Below are 24,129 nucleotides of genomic sequence, written 5' to 3' on the forward strand. Positions count from 1 at the left end.
CTAAAATTCGACCACTTGTATCACAACCCAGCACATATGTTGGATTTGTGCGTCTGTGGAATTAACACACTTTGGCTGTTGGGAGCTCACTATGGGATCGGTAATTACATCAAAGAAAGGTTTGCTTAAGTTAGTAAAAGGGCAAATCAATGTCGAAGTTGATGGTTCAAATCAACCCGCTAAGGATGGCGAACAACTCCCAAAAGGTGCTGTGCTCCATATTGACGAAAACGCGACCTATGAGATCACCTTCGACGATGGCACTAAGCTATCGAACGAAGTTGCTCCCAACGAATCAGCAGTAGCCACCAACGCCACTGACGCGGCTGCCTTAGATGAAATCCAAGCATTACAAGATCTAATTGCCTCTGGTGAAGACCCAACTCAGAACCTTCCAGAAACCGCAGCAGGGAACACTCCAGGCCGTGACGGTAACTCTGGCTATGTCACTCTCGCTCGCAGTGGTAGTGAAGTCTTAGCCACATCAGGATACTCAACCACTGGTCAAGCACTGACAGGCACAACGGTCAATGATCCACAACTGACCATTGCTGCAGATTCTCCTTCGGCACTCGCCAATGACAGCAATACGACCGATGAAGATAACATTGCCACTGGCAATGTGCTCGATAATGACAGCGATGTAGACTCAAGCTTAAGTGTTGTGAGTTTCGAAGTCGGCGGTACCACTTACGCAGCAGGTACCGAAGTCACGCTTGAAGGCGGCACTTTAGTGTTAAACGCCGATGGCTCATATACCTTTACACCCAATGAAAACTGGAATGGCCAAGTTCCTGTCATTACCTACACAACTAATACAGGCTCAAGCGCAACTCTTACCATTAATATCTCGCCTATAGATGATCCATCTGTTCTGGCCAACGATTCAAATACAGTCGATGAAGATACAGCTTCTACGGGCAACGTACTTGATAATGACAGCGATGTAGACTCAAGCTTAAGTGTTGTGAGTTTCGAAGTCGGCGGTACCACTTACGCAGCAGGTACTGAAGTCACGCTCGAAGGCGGCACTTTAATCTTGAACGCCGATGGTTCATATACCTTTACACCCAATGAAAACTGGAATGGCCAAGTACCTGTTATTACTTACACAACCAATACTGGCGCTTCAGCAACATTAACCATCAATGTCACACCAGTCGCCGATGGGGGACCTAGTGTCACTATCAATACAGATACAAACAATGATGGTTTTATCAGTAACGAAGAGCTAGCTGGCAATACTGAAGTCAATGTCACTATTGGCTTAGATGGCACAGGTGCAAATGTTGGCGATACGCTGACTGTTAATGGTGTTGACTACACACTGACTCAGGAAGATATCAACAATGGCTTTGTGAATCTCAACCTTCCTGCTCCCGGTGAAGGCGAAACGATTACAGTTGTGGCGACTATCACAGACAGTGCCGGTAACATATCTCCAGAAGGTAGTGATTCAGCACTACTCGATACAACTGCGCCAACAATTACTGTTGATGCACCTGATGATACCCAAGATACTACACCAACGATCACAGGTTCGACTGATGCACCGCCAGGTAGCACTATTACGATTGTTGTCACCGATAGCACAGGTGCAGAGCAGACTCTTACCACCACAGTAAACCCTGATGGCACCTATTCCGTAGATGTCACTAACCCACTCGCTGAAGGCGGCTATACCGCTGTAGCAACAGTGACAGATCCAGCAGGCAATACAGGTGAAGCTACTGATAATGGCAATGTTGATAACACAGCACCAAATATTACCGTCGATGTTCCCGATGCAACCAATGACACAACCCCGACAATCACGGGCACTACAGATGCCCCTCCAGGTAGCACCATAACAATTGTTGTCACCGACAGCACAGGTACTGAGCAGACGCTAACCACCACAGTTAACCCTGACGGTACTTATACTGTGGATGTTACCAATCCTGTCGCAGAAGGCCCTATTACAGCAACAGCGACAGTTACAGATCCTGCTGGTAATACCGGCACAGCCACCGATGACGGTAACGTGGATATCACAGCACCTAACATCACTGTAGATGCACCCGATAATACACAAGATACCACCCCTACTATTACTGGCTCGTCAGATGCAACGCCGGGTAGCACAATTACGATTGTTGTCATAGATAGCACAGGGGCAGAACAGACATTAACAACGACTGTTAATGCAGATGGCACCTACGCAGTGGACGTCACAACCCCTTTGGCTGAAGGTGATTATACCGCTATAGCAACAGTGATAGATCCTGCTGGTAATACAGGTAAAGCCACTGATAATGGCAATGTAGACACCCAAATTGACCAAGATGGCGACGGCAACACCGTGGCGATCACCAGCATTACCGATGACACCGGCGCCTCGGGCAGCGACTTCATCACCAACGACAACACCTTAGTGTTCAACGGCACGGTCGATTTGGGTGACAACAGCACCTTGGCCGTCACCATCAATGGCGTGGTGTACACCACTGCCAACGGCTTGGTGATTGATGCCAGCGGTAACTGGAGCATCGACTTAACCGGCACCACCTTGGCCGATGGCACTTACCCTGTCAGCGCCACCGTCACTGACCTGGCGGGCAACAGCAAAACCGTCACCCAGGACGTGGTGATTGATACTAAGATTGACCAAGATGGCGACGGCAACACCGTGGCAATCACCAGCATTACCGATGACACCGGCGCCTCGGGCAGCGACTTCATCACCAACGACAACACCTTAGTGTTCAACGGCACGGTCGATTTAGGTGACAACAGCACCTTGGCCGTCACCATCAATGGCGTGGTCTACACCACTGCCAACGGCTTGGTGATTGATGCCAGCGGTAACTGGAGCATCGACTTAACCGGCACCACCTTGGCCGATGGCACTTACCCTGTCAGCGCCACCGTCACTGACCTGGCGGGCAACAGCAAGACCGTCACCCAAGACGTGGTGATTGATACCAAGATTGACCAAGATGGCGACGGCAACACCGTGGCGATCACCAGCATTACCGATGACACCGGTGCCTCGGGCAGCGACTTCATCACCAACGACAACACCTTAGTGTTCAACGGTACCGTCGATTTGGGTGACAACAGCACCTTGGCCGTCACCATCAATGGCGTGGTCTACACCACTGCCAACGGCTTGGTGATTGATGCCAGCGGTAACTGGAGCATCGACTTAACCGGCACCACCTTGGCCGATGGCACTTACCCTGTCAGCGCCACCGTCACTGACCTGGCGGGCAACAGCAAGACCGTCACCCAAGACGTGGTGATTGATACTAAGATTGACCAAGATGGCGACGGCAACACCGTGGCAATCACCAGCATTACCGATGACACCGGCGCCTCGGGCAGCGACTTCATCACCAACGACAACACCTTAGTGTTCAACGGCACGGTCGATTTAGGTGACAACAGCACCTTGGCCGTCACCATCAATGGCGTGGTCTACACCACTGCCAACGGCTTGGTGATTGATGCCAGCGGTAACTGGAGCATCGACTTAACCGGCACCACCTTGGCCGATGGCACTTACCCTGTCAGCGCCACCGTCACTGACCTGGCGGGCAACAGCAAAACCGTCACCCAAGACGTGGTGATTGATACCAAGATTGACCAAGATGGCGACGGCAACACCGTGGCGATCACCAGCATTACCGATGACACCGGTGCCTCCGGCAGCGACTTCATCACCAACGACAACACCTTAGTGTTCAACGGTACCGTCGATTTGGGTGACAACAGCACCTTGGCCGTCACCATCAATGGCGTGGTCTACACCACTGCCAACGGCTTGGTGATTGATGCCAGCGGTAACTGGAGCATCGACTTAACCGGCACCACCTTGGCCGATGGCACTTACCCTGTCAGCGCCACCGTCACTGACCTGGCGGGCAACAGCAAGACCGTCACCCAAGACGTGGTGATTGATACCAAGATTGACCAAGATGGCGACGGCAACACCGTGGCAATCACCAGCATTACCGATGACACCGGCGCCTCGGGCAGCGACTTCATCACCAACGACAACACCTTAGTGTTCAACGGCACGGTCGATTTAGGTGACAACAGCACCTTGGCCGTCACCATCAATGGCGTGGTCTACACCACTGCCAACGGCTTGGTGATTGATGCCAGCGGTAACTGGAGCATCGACTTAACCGGCACCACCTTGGCCGATGGCACTTACCCTGTCAGCGCCACCGTCACTGACCTGGCGGGCAACAGCAAAACCGTCACCCAGGACGTGGTGATTGATACTAAGATTGACCAAGATGGCGACGGCAACACCGTGGCGATCACCAGCATTACCGATGACACCGGTGCCTCCGGCAGCGACTTCATCACCAACGACAACACCTTAGTGTTCAACGGTACCGTCGATTTAGGTGACAACAGCACCTTGGCCGTCACCATCAATGGCGTGGTCTACACCACTGCCAACGGCTTGGTGATTGATGCCAGCGGTAACTGGAGCATCGACTTAACCGGCACCACCTTGGCCGATGGCACTTACCCTGTCAGCGCCACCGTCACTGACCTGGCGGGCAACAGCAAAACCGTCACCCAAGACGTGGTGATTGATACCAAGATTGACCAAGATGGCGACGGCAACACCGTGGCGATCACCAGCATTACCGATGACACCGGTGCCTCCGGCAGCGACTTCATCACCAACGACAACACCTTAGTCTTCAACGGTACCGTCGATTTAGGCGATGACAGCACCTTGGCCGTCACCATCAATGGCGTGGTCTACACCACTGCCAACGGCTTGGTGATTGATGCCAGCGGTAACTGGAGCATCGACTTAACCGGCACCACCTTGGCCGATGGCACTTACCCTGTCAGCGCCACCGTCACTGACCTGGCGGGCAACAGCAAAACCGTCACCCAGGACGTGGTGATTGATACTAAGATTGACCAAGATGGCGACGGCAACACCGTGGCAATCACCAGCATTACCGATGACACCGGCGCCTCGGGCAGCGACTTCATCACCAATGACAACACCTTAGTGTTCAACGGCACGGTCGATTTAGGTGACAACAGCACCTTGGCCGTCACCATCAATGGCGTGGTCTACACCACTGCCAACGGCTTGGTGATTGATGCCAGCGGTAACTGGAGCATCGACTTAACCGGCACCACCTTGGCCGATGGCACTTACCCTGTCAGCGCCACCGTCACTGACCTGGCGGGCAACAGCAAGACCGTCACCCAAGACGTGGTGATTGATACCAAGATTGACCAAGATGGCGACGGCAACACCGTGGCGATCACCAGCATTACCGATGACACCGGCGCCTCGGGCAGCGACTTCATCACCAATGACAACACCTTAGTGTTTAACGGCACGGTCGATTTAGGTGACAACAGCACCTTGGCCGTCACCATCAATGGCGTGGTCTACACCACTGCCAACGGCTTGGTGATTGATGCCAGCGGTAACTGGAGCATCGACTTAACCGGCACCACCTTGGCCGATGGCACTTACCCTGTCAGCGCCACCGTCACTGACCTGGCGGGCAACAGCAAAACCGTCACCCAGGACGTGGTGATTGATACTAAGATTGACCAAGATGGCGACGGCAACACCGTGGCGATCACCAGCATTACCGATGACACCGGCGCCTCGGGCAGCGACTTCATCACCAACGACAACACCTTAGTCTTCAACGGTACCGTCGATTTAGGCGATGACAGCACCTTGGCCGTCACCATCAATGGCGTGGTCTACACCACTGCCAACGGCTTGGTGATTGATGCCAGCGGTAACTGGAGCATCGACTTAACCGGCACCACCTTGGCCGATGGCACTTACCCTGTCAGCGCCACCGTCACTGACCTGGCGGGCAACAGCAAAACCGTCACCCAGGACGTGGTGATTGATACTAAGATTGACCAAGATGGCGACGGCAACACCGTGGCAATCACCAGCATTACCGATGACACCGGCGCCTCGGGCAGCGACTTCATCACCAATGACAACACCTTAGTGTTCAACGGCACGGTCGATTTAGGTGACAACAGCACCTTGGCCGTCACCATCAATGGCGTGGTCTACACCACTGCCAACGGCTTGGTGATTGATGCCAGCGGTAACTGGAGCATCGACTTAACCGGCACCACCTTGGCCGATGGCACTTACCCTGTCAGCGCCACCGTCACTGACCTGGCGGGCAACAGCAAGACCGTCACCCAAGACGTGGTGATTGATACCAAGATTGACCAAGATGGCGACGGCAACACCGTGGCGATCACCAGCATTACCGATGACACCGGTGCCTCGGGCAGCGACTTCATCACCAACGACAACACCTTAGTGTTCAACGGTACCGTCGATTTGGGTGACAACAGCACCTTGGCCGTCACCATCAATGGCGTGGTCTACACCACTGCCAACGGCTTGGTGATTGATGCCAGCGGTAACTGGAGCATCGACTTAACCGGCACCACCTTGGCCGATGGCACTTACCCTGTCAGCGCCACCGTCACTGACCTGGCGGGCAACAGCAAGACCGTCACCCAAGACGTGGTGATTGATACTAAGATTGACCAAGATGGCGACGGCAACACCGTGGCAATCACCAGCATTACCGATGACACCGGCGCCTCGGGCAGCGACTTCATCACCAACGACAACACCTTAGTGTTCAACGGCACGGTCGATTTAGGTGACAACAGCACCTTGGCCGTCACCATCAATGGCGTGGTCTACACCACTGCCAACGGCTTGGTGATTGATGCCAGCGGTAACTGGAGCATCGACTTAACCGGCACCACCTTGGCCGATGGCACTTACCCTGTCAGCGCCACCGTCACTGACCTGGCGGGCAACAGCAAAACCGTCACCCAGGACGTGGTGATTGATACTAAGATTGACCAAGATGGCGACGGCAACACCGTGGCGATCACCAGCATTACCGATGACACCGGCGCCTCGGGCAGCGACTTCATCACCAATGACAACACCTTAGTGTTTAACGGTACCGTCGATTTAGGCGATGACAGCACCTTGGCCGTCACCATCAATGGCGTGGTCTACACCACTGCCAACGGCTTGGTGATTGATGCCAGCGGTAACTGGAGCATCGACTTAACCGGCACCACCTTGGCCGATGGCACTTACCCTGTCAGCGCCACCGTCACTGACCTGGCGGGCAACAGCAAAACCGTCACCCAAGACGTGGTGATTGATACCAAGATTGACCAAGATGGCGACGGCAACACCGTGGCGATCACCAGCATTACCGATGACACCGGCGCCTCGGGCAGCGACTTCATCACCAACGACAACACCTTAGTGTTCAACGGCACGGTCGATTTGGGTGACAACAGCACCTTGGCCGTCACCATCAATGGCGTGGTGTACACCACTGCCAACGGCTTGGTGATTGATGCCAGCGGTAACTGGAGCATCGACTTAACCGGCACCACCTTGGCCGATGGCACTTACCCTGTCAGCGCCACGGTCACTGACCTGGCGGGCAACAGCAAAACCGTCACCCAGGACGTGGTGATTGATACTAAGATTGACCAAGATGGCGACGGCAACACCGTGGCAATCACCAGCATTACCGATGACACCGGCGCCTCGGGCAGCGACTTCATCACCAACGACAACACCTTAGTGTTCAACGGCACGGTCGATTTAGGTGACAACAGCACCTTGGCCGTCACCATCAATGGCGTGGTCTACACCACTGCCAACGGCTTGGTGATTGATGCCAGCGGTAACTGGAGCATCGACTTAACCGGCACCACCTTGGCCGATGGCACTTACCCTGTCAGCGCCACCGTCACTGACCTGGCGGGCAACAGCAAGACCGTCACCCAAGACGTGGTGATTGATACTAAGATTGACCAAGATGGCGACGGCAACACCGTGGCGATCACCAGCATTACCGATGACACCGGCGCCTCGGGCAGCGACTTCATCACCAACGACAACACCTTAGTCTTCAACGGTACCGTCGATTTAGGCGATGACAGCACCTTGGCCGTCACCATCAATGGCGTGGTCTACACCACTGCCAACGGCTTGGTGATTGATGCCAGCGGTAACTGGAGCATCGACTTAACCGGCACCACCTTGGCCGATGGCACTTACCCTGTCAGCGCCACGGTCACTGACCTGGCGGGCAACAGCAAAACCGTCACCCAGGACGTGGTGATTGATACTAAGATTGACCAAGATGGCGACGGCAACACCGTGGCGATCACCAGCATTACCGATGACACCGGTGCCTCGGGCAGCGACTTCATCACCAATGACAACACCTTAGTGTTCAACGGTACCGTCGATTTAGGTGACAACAGCACCTTGGCCGTCACCATCAATGGCGTGGTCTACACCACTGCCAACGGCTTGGTGATTGATGCCAGCGGTAACTGGAGCATCGACTTAACCGGCACCACCTTGGCCGATGGCACTTACCCTGTCAGCGCCACGGTCACTGACCTGGCCGGCAACAGCAAAACCGTCACCCAAGACGTGGTGATTGATACTAAGATTGACCAAGATGGCGACGGCAACACCGTGGCGATCACCAGCATTACCGATGACACCGGTGCCTCGGGCAGCGACTTCATCACCAATGACAACACCTTAGTGTTCAACGGTACCGTCGATTTAGGTGACAACAGCACCTTGGCCGTCACCATCAATGGCGTGGTCTACACCACTGCCAACGGCTTGGTGATTGATGCCAGCGGTAACTGGAGCATCGACTTAACCGGCACCACCTTGGCCGATGGCACTTACCCTGTCAGCGCCACCGTCACTGACCTGGCGGGCAACAGCAAGACCGTCACCCAGGACGTGGTGATTGATACTAAGATTGACCAAGATGGCGACGGCAACACCGTGGCGATCACCAGCATTACCGATGACACCGGTGCCTCGGGCAGCGACTTCATCACCAATGACAACACCTTAGTGTTCAACGGTACCGTCGATTTAGGTGACAACAGCACCTTGGCCGTCACCATCAATGGCGTGGTCTACACCACTGCCAACGGCTTGGTGATTGATGCCAGCGGTAACTGGAGCATCGACTTAACCGGCACCACCTTGGCCGATGGCACTTACCCTGTCAGCGCCACCGTCACTGACCTGGCGGGCAACAGCAAAACCGTCACCCAAGACGTGGTGATTGATACCAAGATTGACCAAGATGGCGACGGCAACACCGTGGCGATCACCAGCATTACCGATGACACCGGTGCCTCCGGCAGCGACTTCATCACCAACGACAACACCTTAGTGTTCAACGGTACCGTCGATTTGGGTGACAACAGCACCTTGGCCGTCACCATCAATGGCGTGGTGTACACCACTGCCAACGGCTTGGTGATTGATGCCAGCGGTAACTGGAGCATCGACTTAACCGGCACCACCTTGGCCGATGGCACTTACCCTGTCAGCGCCACCGTCACTGACCTGGCGGGCAACAGCAAAACCGTCACCCAAGACGTGGTGATTGATACTAAGATTGACCAAGATGGCGACGGCAACACCGTGGCGATCACCAGCATTACCGATGACACCGGTGCCTCGGGCAGCGACTTCATCACCAATGACAACACCTTAGTGTTCAACGGTACCGTCGATTTAGGTGACAACAGCACCTTGGCCGTCACCATCAATGGCGTGGTGTACACCACTGCCAACGGCTTGGTGATTGATGCCAGCGGTAACTGGAGCATCGACTTAACCGGCACCACCTTGGCCGATGGCACTTACCCTGTCAGCGCCACCGTCACTGACCTGGCGGGCAACAGCAAGACCGTCACCCAAGACGTGGTGATTGATACTAAGATTGACCAAGATGGCGACGGCAACACCGTGGCGATCACCAGCATTACCGATGACACCGGTGCCTCGGGCAGCGACTTCATCACCAACGACAACACCTTAGTGTTCAACGGTACCGTCGATTTAGGTGACAACAGCACCTTGGCCGTCACCATCAATGGCGTGGTGTACACCACTGCCAACGGCTTGGTGATTGATGCCAGCGGTAACTGGAGCATCGACTTAACCGGCACCACCTTGGCCGATGGCACTTACCCTGTCAGCGCCACCGTCACTGACCTGGCGGGCAACAGCAAGACCGTCACCCAGGACGTGGTGATTGATACTAAGATTGACCAAGATGGCGACGGCAACACCGTGGCGATCACCAGCATTACCGATGACACCGGCGCCTCGGGCAGCGACTTCATCACCAATGACAACACCTTAGTGTTTAACGGTACCGTCGATTTAGGCGATGACAGCACCTTGGCCGTCACCATCAATGGCGTGGTCTACACCACTGCCAACGGCTTGGTGATTGATGCCAGCGGTAACTGGAGCATCGACTTAACCGGCACCACCTTGGCCGATGGCACTTACCCTGTCAGCGCCACCGTCACTGACCTGGCGGGCAACAGCAAAACCGTCACCCAAGACGTGGTGATTGATACCAAGATTGACCAAGATGGCGACGGCAACACCGTGGCGATCACCAGCATTACCGATGACACCGGCGCCTCGGGCAGCGACTTCATCACCAACGACAACACCTTAGTGTTCAACGGCACGGTCGATTTGGGTGACAACAGCACCTTGGCCGTCACCATCAATGGCGTGGTGTACACCACTGCCAACGGCTTGGTGATTGATGCCAGCGGTAACTGGAGCATCGACTTAACCGGCACCACCTTGGCCGATGGCACTTACCCTGTCAGCGCCACGGTCACTGACCTGGCGGGCAACAGCAAAACCGTCACCCAGGACGTGGTGATTGATACTAAGATTGACCAAGATGGCGACGGCAACACCGTGGCAATCACCAGCATTACCGATGACACCGGCGCCTCGGGCAGCGACTTCATCACCAACGACAACACCTTAGTGTTCAACGGCACGGTCGATTTAGGTGACAACAGCACCTTGGCCGTCACCATCAATGGCGTGGTCTACACCACTGCCAACGGCTTGGTGATTGATGCCAGCGGTAACTGGAGCATCGACTTAACCGGCACCACCTTGGCCGATGGCACTTACCCTGTCAGCGCCACCGTCACTGACCTGGCGGGCAACAGCAAGACCGTCACCCAAGACGTGGTGATTGATACTAAGATTGACCAAGATGGCGACGGCAACACCGTGGCGATCACCAGCATTACCGATGACACCGGCGCCTCGGGCAGCGACTTCATCACCAACGACAACACCTTAGTCTTCAACGGTACCGTCGATTTAGGCGATGACAGCACCTTGGCCGTCACCATCAATGGCGTGGTCTACACCACTGCCAACGGCTTGGTGATTGATGCCAGCGGTAACTGGAGCATCGACTTAACCGGCACCACCTTGGCCGATGGCACTTACCCTGTCAGCGCCACGGTCACTGACCTGGCGGGCAACAGCAAAACCGTCACCCAGGACGTGGTGATTGATACTAAGATTGACCAAGATGGCGACGGCAACACCGTGGCGATCACCAGCATTACCGATGACACCGGTGCCTCGGGCAGCGACTTCATCACCAATGACAACACCTTAGTGTTCAACGGTACCGTCGATTTAGGTGACAACAGCACCTTGGCCGTCACCATCAATGGCGTGGTCTACACCACTGCCAACGGCTTGGTGATTGATGCCAGCGGTAACTGGAGCATCGACTTAACCGGCACCACCTTGGCCGATGGCACTTACCCTGTCAGCGCCACGGTCACTGACCTGGCCGGCAACAGCAAAACCGTCACCCAAGACGTGGTGATTGATACTAAGATTGACCAAGATGGCGACGGCAACACCGTGGCGATCACCAGCATTACCGATGACACCGGTGCCTCGGGCAGCGACTTCATCACCAATGACAACACCTTAGTGTTCAACGGTACCGTCGATTTAGGTGACAACAGCACCTTGGCCGTCACCATCAATGGCGTGGTCTACACCACTGCCAACGGCTTGGTGATTGATGCCAGCGGTAACTGGAGCATCGACTTAACCGGCACCACCTTGGCCGATGGCACTTACCCTGTCAGCGCCACCGTCACTGACCTGGCGGGCAACAGCAAGACCGTCACCCAGGACGTGGTGATTGATACTAAGATTGACCAAGATGGCGACGGCAACACCGTGGCGATCACCAGCATTACCGATGACACCGGTGCCTCGGGCAGCGACTTCATCACCAATGACAACACCTTAGTGTTCAACGGTACCGTCGATTTAGGTGACAACAGCACCTTGGCCGTCACCATCAATGGCGTGGTCTACACCACTGCCAACGGCTTGGTGATTGATGCCAGCGGTAACTGGAGCATCGACTTAACCGGCACCACCTTGGCCGATGGCACTTACCCTGTCAGCGCCACCGTCACTGACCTGGCGGGCAACAGCAAAACCGTCACCCAAGACGTGGTGATTGATACCAAGATTGACCAAGATGGCGACGGCAACACCGTGGCGATCACCAGCATTACCGATGACACCGGTGCCTCCGGCAGCGACTTCATCACCAACGACAACACCTTAGTGTTCAACGGTACCGTCGATTTGGGTGACAACAGCACCTTGGCCGTCACCATCAATGGCGTGGTGTACACCACTGCCAACGGCTTGGTGATTGATGCCAGCGGTAACTGGAGCATCGACTTAACCGGCACCACCTTGGCCGATGGCACTTACCCTGTCAGCGCCACCGTCACTGACCTGGCGGGCAACAGCAAAACCGTCACCCAAGACGTGGTGATTGATACTAAGATTGACCAAGATGGCGACGGCAACACCGTGGCGATCACCAGCATTACCGATGACACCGGTGCCTCGGGCAGCGACTTCATCACCAATGACAACACCTTAGTGTTCAACGGTACCGTCGATTTAGGTGACAACAGCACCTTGGCCGTCACCATCAATGGCGTGGTGTACACCACTGCCAACGGCTTGGTGATTGATGCCAGCGGTAACTGGAGCATCGACTTAACCGGCACCACCTTGGCCGATGGCACTTACCCTGTCAGCGCCACCGTCACTGACCTGGCGGGCAACAGCAAAACCGTCACCCAAGACGTGGTGATTGATACCAAGATTGACCAAGATGGCGACGGCAACACCGTGGCGATCACCAGCATTACCGATGACACCGGTGCCTCGGGCAGCGACTTCATCACCAACGACAACACCTTAGTGTTCAACGGTACCGTCGATTTAGGTGACAACAGCACCTTGGCCGTCACCATCAATGGCGTGGTGTACACCACTGCCAACGGCTTGGTGATTGATGCCAGCGGTAACTGGAGCATCGACTTAACCGGCACCACCTTGGCCGATGGCACTTACCCTGTCAGCGCCACCGTCACTGACCTGGCGGGCAACAGCAAGACCGTCACCCAGGACGTGGTGATTGATACTAAGATTGACCAAGATGGCGACGGCAACACCGTGGCAATCACCAGCATTACCGATGACACCGGCGCCTCGGGCAGCGACTTCATCACCAATGACAACACCTTAGTGTTTAACGGTACCGTCGATTTAGGTGACAACAGCACCTTGGCCGTCACCATCAATGGCGTGGTCTACACCACTGCCAACGGCTTGGTGATTGATGCCAGCGGTAACTGGAGCATCGACTTAACCGGCACCACCTTGGCCGATGGCACTTACCCTGTCAGCGCCACGGTCACTGACCTGGCGGGCAACAGCAAAACCGTCACCCAGGACGTGGTGATTGATACTAAGATTGACCAAGATGGCGACGGCAACACCGTGGCGATCACCAGCATTACCGATGACACCGGTGCCTCGGGCAGCGACTTCATCACCAATGACAACACCTTAGTGTTCAACGGTACCGTCGATTTGGGTGACAACAGCACCTTGGCCGTCACCATCAATGGCGTGGTCTACACCACTGCCAACGGCTTGGTGATTGATGCCAGCGGTAACTGGAGCATCGACTTAACCGGCACCACCTTGGCCGATGGCACTTACCCTGTCAGCGCCACCGTCACTGACCTGGCGGGCAACAGCAAGACCGTCACCCAAGACGTGGTGATTGATACTAAGATTGACCAAGATGGCGACGGCAACACCGTGGCAATCACCAGCATTACCGATGACACCGGCGCCTCGGGCAGCGACTTCATCACCAACGACAACACCTTAGTGTTCAACGGCACGGTCGATTTAGGTGACAACAGCACCTTGGCCGTCACCATCAATGGCGTGGTCTACACCACTGCCAACGGCTTGGTGATTGATGCCAGCGGTAACTGGAGCATCGACTTAACCGGCACCACCTTGGCCGATGGCACTTACCCTGTCAGCGCCACCGTCACTGACCTGGCGGGCAACAGCAAAACCGTCACCCAGGACGTGGTGATTGATACTAAGATTGACCAAGATGGCGACGGCAACACCGTGGCGATCACCAGCATTACCGATGACACCGGTGCCTCCGGCAGCGACTTCATCACCAACGACAACACCTTAGTGTTCAACGGTACCGTCGATTTAGGTGACAACAGCACCTTGGCCGTCACCATCAATGGCGTGGTCTACACCACTGCCAACGGCTTGGTGATTGATGCCAGCGGTAACTGGAGCATCGACTTAACCGGCACCACCTTGGCCGATGGCACTTACCCTGTCAGCGCCACCGTCACTGACCTGGCGGGCAACAGCAAAACCGTCACCCAAGACGTGGTGATTGATACCAAGATTGACCAAGATGGCGACGGCAACACCGTGGCGATCACCAGCATTACCGATGACACCGGTGCCTCCGGCAGCGACTTCATCACCAACGACAACACCTTAGTGTTCAACGGTACCGTCGATTTGGGTGACAACAGCACCTTGGCCGTCACCATCAATGGCGTGGTGTACACCACTGCCAACGGCTTGGTGATTGATGCCAGCGGTAACTGGAGCATCGACTTAACCGGCACCACCTTGGCCGATGGCACTTACCCTGTCAGCGCCACGGTCACTGACCTGGCCGGCAACAGCAAGACCGTCACCCAGGACGTGGTGATTGATACTAAGATTGACCAAGATGGCGACGGCAACACCGTGGCAATCACCAGCATTACCGATGACACCGGCGCCTCGGGCAGCGACTTCATCACCAATGACAACACCTTAGTGTTTAACGGTACCGTCGATTTAGGTGACAACAGCACCTTGGCCGTCACCATCAATGGCGTGGTCTACACCACTGCCAACGGCTTGGTGATTGATGCCAGCGGTAACTGGAGCATCGACTTAACCGGCACCACCTTGGCCGATGGCACTTACCCTGTCAGCGCCACCGTCACTGACCTGGCGGGCAACAGCAAGACCGTCACCCAAGACGTGGTGATTGATACCAAGATTGACCAAGATGGCGACGGCAACACCGTGGCAATCACCAGCATTACCGATGACACCGGCGCCTCGGGCAGCGACTTCATCACCAATGACAACACCCTGATTTTCAACGGCACGGTCGATTTAGGTGACAACAGCACCTTGGCCGTCACCATCAATGGCGTGGTGTACACCACTGCCAACGGCTTGGTGATTGATGCCAGCGGTAACTGGAGCATCGACTTAACCGGCACCACCTTGGCCGATGGCACTTACCCTGTCAGCGCCACCGTCACTGACCTGGCGGGCAACAGCAAGACCGTCACCCAAGACGTGGTGATTGATACCAAGATTGACCAAGATGGCGACGGCAACACCGTGGCGATCACCAGCATTACCGATGACACCGGCGCCTCGGGCAGCGACTTCATCACCAACGACAACACCTTAGTCTTCAACGGTACCGTCGATTTAGGCGATGACAGCACCTTGGCCGTCACCATCAATGGCGTGGTCTACACCACTGCCAACGGCTTGGTGATTGATGCCAGCGGTAACTGGAGCATCGACTTAACCGGCACCACCTTGGCCGATGGCACTTACCCTGTCAGCGCCACCGTCACTGACCTGGCGGGCAACAGCAAAACCGTCACCCAAGACGTGGTGATTGATACTAAGATTGACCAAGATGGCGACGGCAACACCGTGGCGATCACCAGCATTACCGATGACACCGGCGCCTCGGGCAGCGACTTCATCACCAACGACAACACCTTAGTCTTCAACGGTACCGTCGATTTAGGCGATGACAGCACCTTGGCCGTCACCATCAATGGCGTGGTCTACACCACTGCCAACGGCTTGGTGATTGATGCCAGCGGTAACTGGAGCATCGACTTAACCGGCACCACCTTGGCCGATGGCACTTACCCTGTCAGCGCCACGGTCACTGACCTGGCGGGCAACAGCAAAACCGTCACCCAGGACGTGGTGATTGATACTAAGATTGACCAAGATGGCGACGGCAACACCGTGGCGATCACCAGCATTACCGATGACACCGGTGCCTCGGGCAGCGACTTCATCACCAATGACAACACCTTAGTGTTCAACGGTACCGTCGATTTAGGTGACAACAGCACCTTGGCCGTCACCATCAATGGCGTGGTCTACACCACTGCCAACGGCTTGGTGATTGATGCCAGCGGTAACTGGAGCATCGACTTAACCGGCACCACCTTGGCCGATGGCACTTACCCTGTCAGCGCCACGGTCACTGACCTGGCCGGCAACAGCAAAACCGTCACCCAAGACGTGGTGATTGATACTAAGATTGACCAAGATGGCGACGGCAACACCGTGGCGATCACCAGCATTACCGATGACACCGGTGCCTCGGGCAGCGACTTCATCACCAATGACAACACCTTAGTGTTCAACGGTACCGTCGATTTAGGTGACAACAGCACCTTGGCCGTCACCATCAATGGCGTGGTCTACACCACTGCCAACGGCTTGGTGATTGATGCCAGCGGTAACTGGAGCATCGACTTAACCGGCACCACCTTGGCCGATGGCACTTACCCTGTCAGCGCCACCGTCACTGACCTGGCGGGCAACAGCAAGACCGTCACCCAGGACGTGGTGATTGATACTAAGATTGACCAAGATGGCGACGGCAACACCGTGGCGATCACCAGCATTACCGATGACACCGGTGCCTCGGGCAGCGACTTCATCACCAATGACAACACCTTAGTGTTCAACGGTACCGTCGATTTAGGTGACAACAGCACCTTGGCCGTCACCATCAATGGCGTGGTCTACACCACTGCCAACGGCTTGGTGATTGATGCCAGCGGTAACTGGAGCATCGACTTAACCGGCACCACCTTGGCCGATGGCACTTACCCTGTCAGCGCCACCGTCACTGACCTGGCGGGCAACAGCAAAACCGTCACCCAAGACGTGGTGATTGATACCAAGATTGACCAAGATGGCGACGGCAACACCGTGGCGATCACCAGCATTACCGATGACACCGGTGCCTCCGGCAGCGACTTCATCACCAACGACAACACCTTAGTGTTCAACGGTACCGTCGATTTGGGTGACAACAGCACCTTGGCCGTCACCATCAATGGCGTGGTCTACACCACTGCCAACGGCTTGGTGATTGATGCCAGCGGTAACTGGAGCATCGACTTAACCGGCACCACCTTGGCCGATGGCACTTACCCTGTCAGCGCCACCGTCACTGACCTGGCGGGCAACAGCAAGACCGTCACCCAGGACGTGGTGATTGATACTAAGATTGACCAAGATGGCGACGGCAACACCGTGGCGATCACCAGCATTACCGATGACACCGGTGCCTCCGGCAGCGACTTCATCACCAACGACAACACCTTAGTGTTCAACGGTACCGTCGATTTAGGTGACAACAGCACCTTGGCCGTCACCATCAATGGCGTGGTCTACACCACTGCCAACGGCTTGGTGATTGATGCCAGCGGTAACTGGAGCATCGACTTAACCGGCACCACCTTGGCCGATGGCACTTACCCTGTCAGCGCCACCGTCACTGACCTGGCGGGCAACAGCAAAACCGTCACCCAAGACGTGGTGATTGATACCAAGATTGACCAAGATGGCGACGGCAACACCGTGGCGATCACCAGCATTACCGATGACACCGGTGCCTCCGGCAGCGACTTCATCACCAACGACAACACCTTAGTGTTCAACGGTACCGTCGATTTGGGTGACAACAGCACCTTGGCCGTCACCATCAATGGCGTGGTGTACACCACTGCCAACGGCTTGGTGATTGATGCCAGCGGTAACTGGAGCATCGACTTAACCGGCACCACCTTGGCCGATGGCACTTACCCTGTCAGCGCCACGGTCACTGACCTGGCCGGCAACAGCAAGACCGTCACCCAGGACGTGGTGATTGATACTAAGATTGACCAAGATGGCGACGGCAACACCGTGGCGATCACCAGCATTACCGATGACACCGGCGCCTCCGGCAGCGACTTCATCACCAATGACAACACCCTGATTTTCAACGGCACGGTCGATTTAGGTGACAACAGCACCTTGGCCGTCACCATCAATGGCGTGGTCTACACCACCGCCAACGGCTTGGTGATTGATGCCAGCGGTAACTGGAGCATCGACTTAACCGGCACCACCTTGGCCGATGGCACTTACCCTGTCAGCGCCACCGTCACTGACCTGGCGGGCAACAGCAAAACCGTCACCCAGGACGTGGTGATTGATACTACCGCCCCAGCGGTCAGCATCAGCATCACCGAAGACACCAACAATGACGGCCTGCTCAGTAGTGCTGAGCTCGACGGGCAAGTAAACTACGTCGTTACCCTCGGCGCCGGCACTGCCCTGGGCGATACCTTAGTGATTGTCGATCAAGACGGGAGCGAGCTGTTTAACGGCCCTGTCACCCAAGCCATGCTCGACAGCGGTCTGGCGCTGGCAGTGAATGCTCCAGCAGACGGAGCTACCCTAACCCTAACGGCCACTGTCACCGACCCTGCGGGCAACAGCTATTCCGCCCACGACAGTGTCACGATTGATACCACCGCCCCTAATCCTCCAACAGTATTAATCGTTGATGACGGTATACCTGGTGATGGTGTACTTACTCAATCTGAGATTAGTAATAATGGTGCTGGTGTTCAGATCGAAGTTAATATTGATGCCACTGACTTTTTAGCTGGAGGGCATGTTAATTTAACGATCAATAACAGTGCAGTCATAACCTCAATTGAGCTTAAAATAGTCGATGTTGGTAACGGGGTTATCGAACTACAATTTGCTGATGGCACTCCCGCAACAAACTTCAGCTACAGTAATGGTATCATTAGCTGGACAGAGTCAACCCCTGAAGCAGGTCAAGATATTACAATCTATGCGACCCAAACGGATGCGGCGGGCAACACTTCAAGTCAGGGCTCAGATACTGCAACGGTCAATTCAGTACCAACGATTAACGTACTTAATAACGTAATTGTTTCAGAGGAAGGTTTGCCCCTAGGTCTACCTGATAGCACTGGAGATACCGATTCGACTAATAGTCCTGACGCCTCTGGGACAGTAAGCATACAAGATAGTAATAATGATAATCTGACCGTTTCACTTTCTGGCCCATCAGGATTATTCTCTGGTGGCCAAGCAATTCAATGGAGTTGGGACCCTGTCACGCAAACTTTAACGGGTTATATTGGTACTGCAGGTGAGGCTTCATATACCGAAATTATGACTGCAACACTGACGCCACCGGTTAATGGTAGTTCAGGAAATTGGACCTATGATGTCACGCTTAAAGGTCCCGTCGATCATCCAGATACTGAGACTGAAGACACCTTGTCAGTCAATATCGGTATCAATGTTGATGATGGTCATGGTGGAACATCAACTGGAAGTTTCAATGTCACCATTGAAGATGATGCTCCAGTCATATCACCAATTGCAGCCGTGCAAACTACAACGACAAGTATTCCTGATTCATTGGTGGGTTCATTCTCACTCACTGGTTACAGCGGCAACAGTAATTCATTAGATTTCAATGGGTTTACTATCAGTGCAAGAGGATTCACTTCGTCAACTAACTCAAATTTAATTGATGCCGCAATCTTTGGTAGTAGTAGTGGGATAGGTGTTAGTAGCGCTGGTGCTCCTTATCATAATCTCGCGAACGAAGTCGATTTCCGTAAATTTGCAGATGGAAGTTCTGCATCTGAAGAAATCATCATTACTCTCGATCCTGGAACTATTGCCTACGGCGTAAATATCCAGTTTTCCCACATGTTTGGTGGCGAACTAGAAGTCGGTGTCGTCGAGTTTTGGCGAGATGGCCAACTTATCGCAACTCAAACATTTAGCTCAGATGCCAGCAGTGGCGACTATGCCGCCAACTTCCAAGCCTTACAAGGCGGTTTTGACACTATGGTCATCAAAGCCCTTGATAATGGCCAGGGCCCAAGTAGCGGTGATAATAGTGACTTCACTGTTACCGCTATTGAGTTTTTAGGCGCAACTACTCCACCAGCAATCGCCTTTGCTTCAGGAACAGTTAGCCCTGATTGGGGCGCAGATGGTAAAGGTTCGCTCACATTACAAGGTAGTGATGAAACCAATTTATTCACGGCAACAGGCAGTGCAATTACCATAACCCAAACGGCAAATACACTGATTGGGGTCGATGCAGCTGGTCACTTGGTATTCAAACTGGAGTTCACCCCAGGTACTGGTCAATGGGACTTCCATCAATATCAAGAGATGTTACAACCTAGCGATGGTGATATTGATTTCAAAGTAAGAGCCACTGATGGAGATGGCGATCATACAGATGGTACTTTCTCTGTTATTCCACAAGTTTATGTTGATACAACGCCACCTTCTGCACCTGAAGTACGCATCATAGATGATGTAAATGATGACGCGTATTTGACGAGTACTGAGATAGGTAGTAATGGCGTTCAAATACAGGTCAAAATTAATGCTAGTGACTTTAATACTGGCGGCAGTGTACATCTAGAAATCGATAATGCAGGTAATAGCAGTACAGTAGACCTCATTCTTGACAATGGCGTACTGAAATTTAGTAATGGTGCTCTAGCAACAGGTTACACCTATACAAATGGTGTTATTACTTGGACAGAGCCTACTCCGACTGCAGGTCAGGCAATCTCAGTCACCGCAACTCAAACTGATAGTGCTAATAATGAATCAGCTGAAGGCACGGATAATGCTACTGTTATTGATGCGACTGACGATCGCTATACCATCGACGAAGATCAACAGCTAACGGGTAATGTTCTTACCAATGATCAACTCGGCAATCTGAGCATCACTAGCTTCAGAGTCATGTATAACGGTATGCAAACCAGTTTTAACGCTGGGCAAACCGTTACCTTGGCCGTGGGTAGCTTATTAATACAAGCTAATGGTGAATTCCAGTTTACTCCAAATGATAACTGGGCAGGCGAAATGCCAAGTGTCACCTACACAACAAATACTGGTTCCACAGCAGCACTTGATATCACTGTTTTACCTATAGCAGATAAGCCTGTCGTTAACGTTATTCTGACTGATAATGGCATACCGCTATACAGTAACTTTAAGACTTCAGGCATCACTACCGAACAGTTCCGTACGGGCGATTTCACTACCGCACCATTTAATACTGGTACGCGTACTATTGATAATACTTCCGGACAAGATCAGTTGCTCGGTACTGGGGGGAACGATCATCTTGTCAGCGCAAATGGCGGCGGTGATCTACTTTACGGTATGGATGGTGATGACATACTCGTCGGCAGTGATGCCGTTCAAGGTGACTCTCTCTATGGCGGAACAGGAAATGATGTTCTTGTTGCTGGTCTAGGTAATGACGGGCTCTACGGTGGTGCAGGAACAGATATCGCCGTACTTCTTGGCAACCGAGCCGACTACATAATAGAGAAAAGTACTGGCTACTCTAGTAATGATCGTTGGTTCAACTTCTTTGTAACTGAAAATGGTATCGGTGTCACTAAGGCCCTGCATGATATTGAGTATGTGCAATTCAAGGATGGCATATACGCGATCAATCAAATCACAGGTGAACTCACATTAGAACAGCCTACAGCTGTAGACTATCCAATCGAAATTAATGTGTCACTTGCGGATCGAGACGGTAGCGAAAGCATCGATAGCATTCAGCTCAGTGGTTTACCCGAAGGCACCTTACTCTACAGTAGTAACGGTACATTGATGGGAACTGCAGATGCAGACGGTAATATTCTTCTAAATCATGGCAGCGTATGGAACAGTGCATCTTTAGAAGTCAATCTGACAGGATTAACATTAAGGGTTCCTGGTGAATATGCAGGTCAAGTCAACCTCGTTGTCGAAGCAGTATCAAGAGAGTCAGGTACAGACCTGACCAATACTGCAACAGATGCAGATAGCGTCATTCTTAGCTACTTCAGTGGTCATGAAGGAGAGCCTGGCGATCAAAATCTTAACTTTGGTAATGAGCACAACATTGTGGTCGGCGATTTAGACGGTAGCGTTATTTTGCCAGGTCAAAACTACAATATCGCCTTTATGGTCGATAGTTCTGGCAGTATTGGAAGCACGGCGCTCAATAGCATGACAGCGCAACTTGAACAGGTGTTTACGACACTGAAAAACAGCGCTACCGCTGAAGGCAGCGGCACTGTAAATGTGTTCTTGGTTGACTTTGATGGCATTTCTAAAGGTTGGGTTTCTGTCGATATGAAAGACCCCAATGCCCTGTCGATACTGGAAGATGCATTGGACGACATGCGTTCAGGTGGAAACACCAACTACGAAGATGTATTTAAAACGACCGCCAACTGGTTCTCTGGCATCAGCGGTAACAGTGCCACAAATCTGGCTTACTTTATTACCGATGGCCAAGCTAATGAGTACAACTACAATGAGGGCCAAAACCCTGAGGTTTATAACCCACGCGGAGCAAACAACAGTATTTACCTATCCAGTATCATCCAAAACGGTTATGTATTTGGCAATACATATAGCCAAGATGGACGTACGATCATCAACCAGTACGGTGAAGTATTAAAATGGACCCAAAATAACAATAATAGTTGGAGCTCAAGTTCAGTTGGCTTTATGCGCCCGGATGGTAATGGAGGTTTCCAATTTGCCAACTTGGGTACAAACGGCACCGGAACGAATGCGAATTCCCAGCAAGGATTTGCTTTCCTATCAACGCTAGGAGTGATTGTTCAGGCCATTGGGATAGGCCCATCACTGGATAGTGAAGATCTTAAGCCATTTGACTCTGACGGTAATGTTCTGACTAACATCAATGCTGAGGATTTAGCTGATGCGATCATTGGTACCCCAATTACCCAACTGCCAGGATCTGATACCATCAACGGTGGTAACGGCGACGATATACTCTTTGGTGATGCCATCAACTTTAACGGTATCAGTGGCCAAGGTTATGTTGCCATCAAAGATTATGTTGCTGATCAGCTAGGGGTAGCTGCAGTAACCGATGCCCAAGTACATAGATATATTACTGAGCATGCATCTGATTTTGACCAATCTGGTGCCAGCGATAAGGCAGATATTCTTATCGGCGGACAAGGTAATGACATACTTTATGGGCAAGGTGGGAATGATCAGCTTTACGGCGGTAATGGTAATGATCTTATATTTGGTGGTGCTGGTAACGATACTATTATTGGTGGCCTAGGAAACGATAAACTAACGGGTGGGACTGGTGCTGATACTTTCGTCTGGCAGGCTGGCGAGTCAGGAACAGACCATATCACTGACTTTAATATCCATGAAGATAAATTGGATTTACGCGATCTACTTCAAGGTGAAAATACCAACACGCTAGACAGCTATTTGAATTTCAGCCTTAACAGTAGTGGCTCTACAGTGATCGATATTGATGCCAATCAAGACGGTGTCTTTGAACAACATATCATCCTTGATGGTGTTAATTTGTTCGACGAATATGGCAGCACTAACGATGCTGGTATAATTAATGGCTTACTGGGTAGTAATAATGATGGTCCGCTAATCATTGACTCTCAGCCTGTCACACCAGAACCTGTACAAGGAATCGCGCCACTGGATACTAATCCACACCATAATATTATTCCTTAAATAAAATCAGTTCAGATGGCCTATAGAAATATAGGCCATCATGACCGATACTTGCCATAACCATATAAAAATCC

At 53.2% G+C, this 24,129-nt stretch carries 1 protein-coding gene; it reads left to right on the top strand.

The genetic code is table 11. The annotated features are described in order from the left end of the window. Positions 1–91: 91 nt before the first annotated feature. Complete coding sequence (locus AC5YB3_RS09725; RefSeq protein ID WP_494527022.1) at positions 92–24,055, top strand: Ig-like domain-containing protein; 23,964 nt, start codon at positions 92–94, stop codon at positions 24,053–24,055. Positions 24,056–24,129 lie beyond the last annotated feature (74 nt).

The organism is Shewanella sp. 1311 (assembly GCF_059338235.1).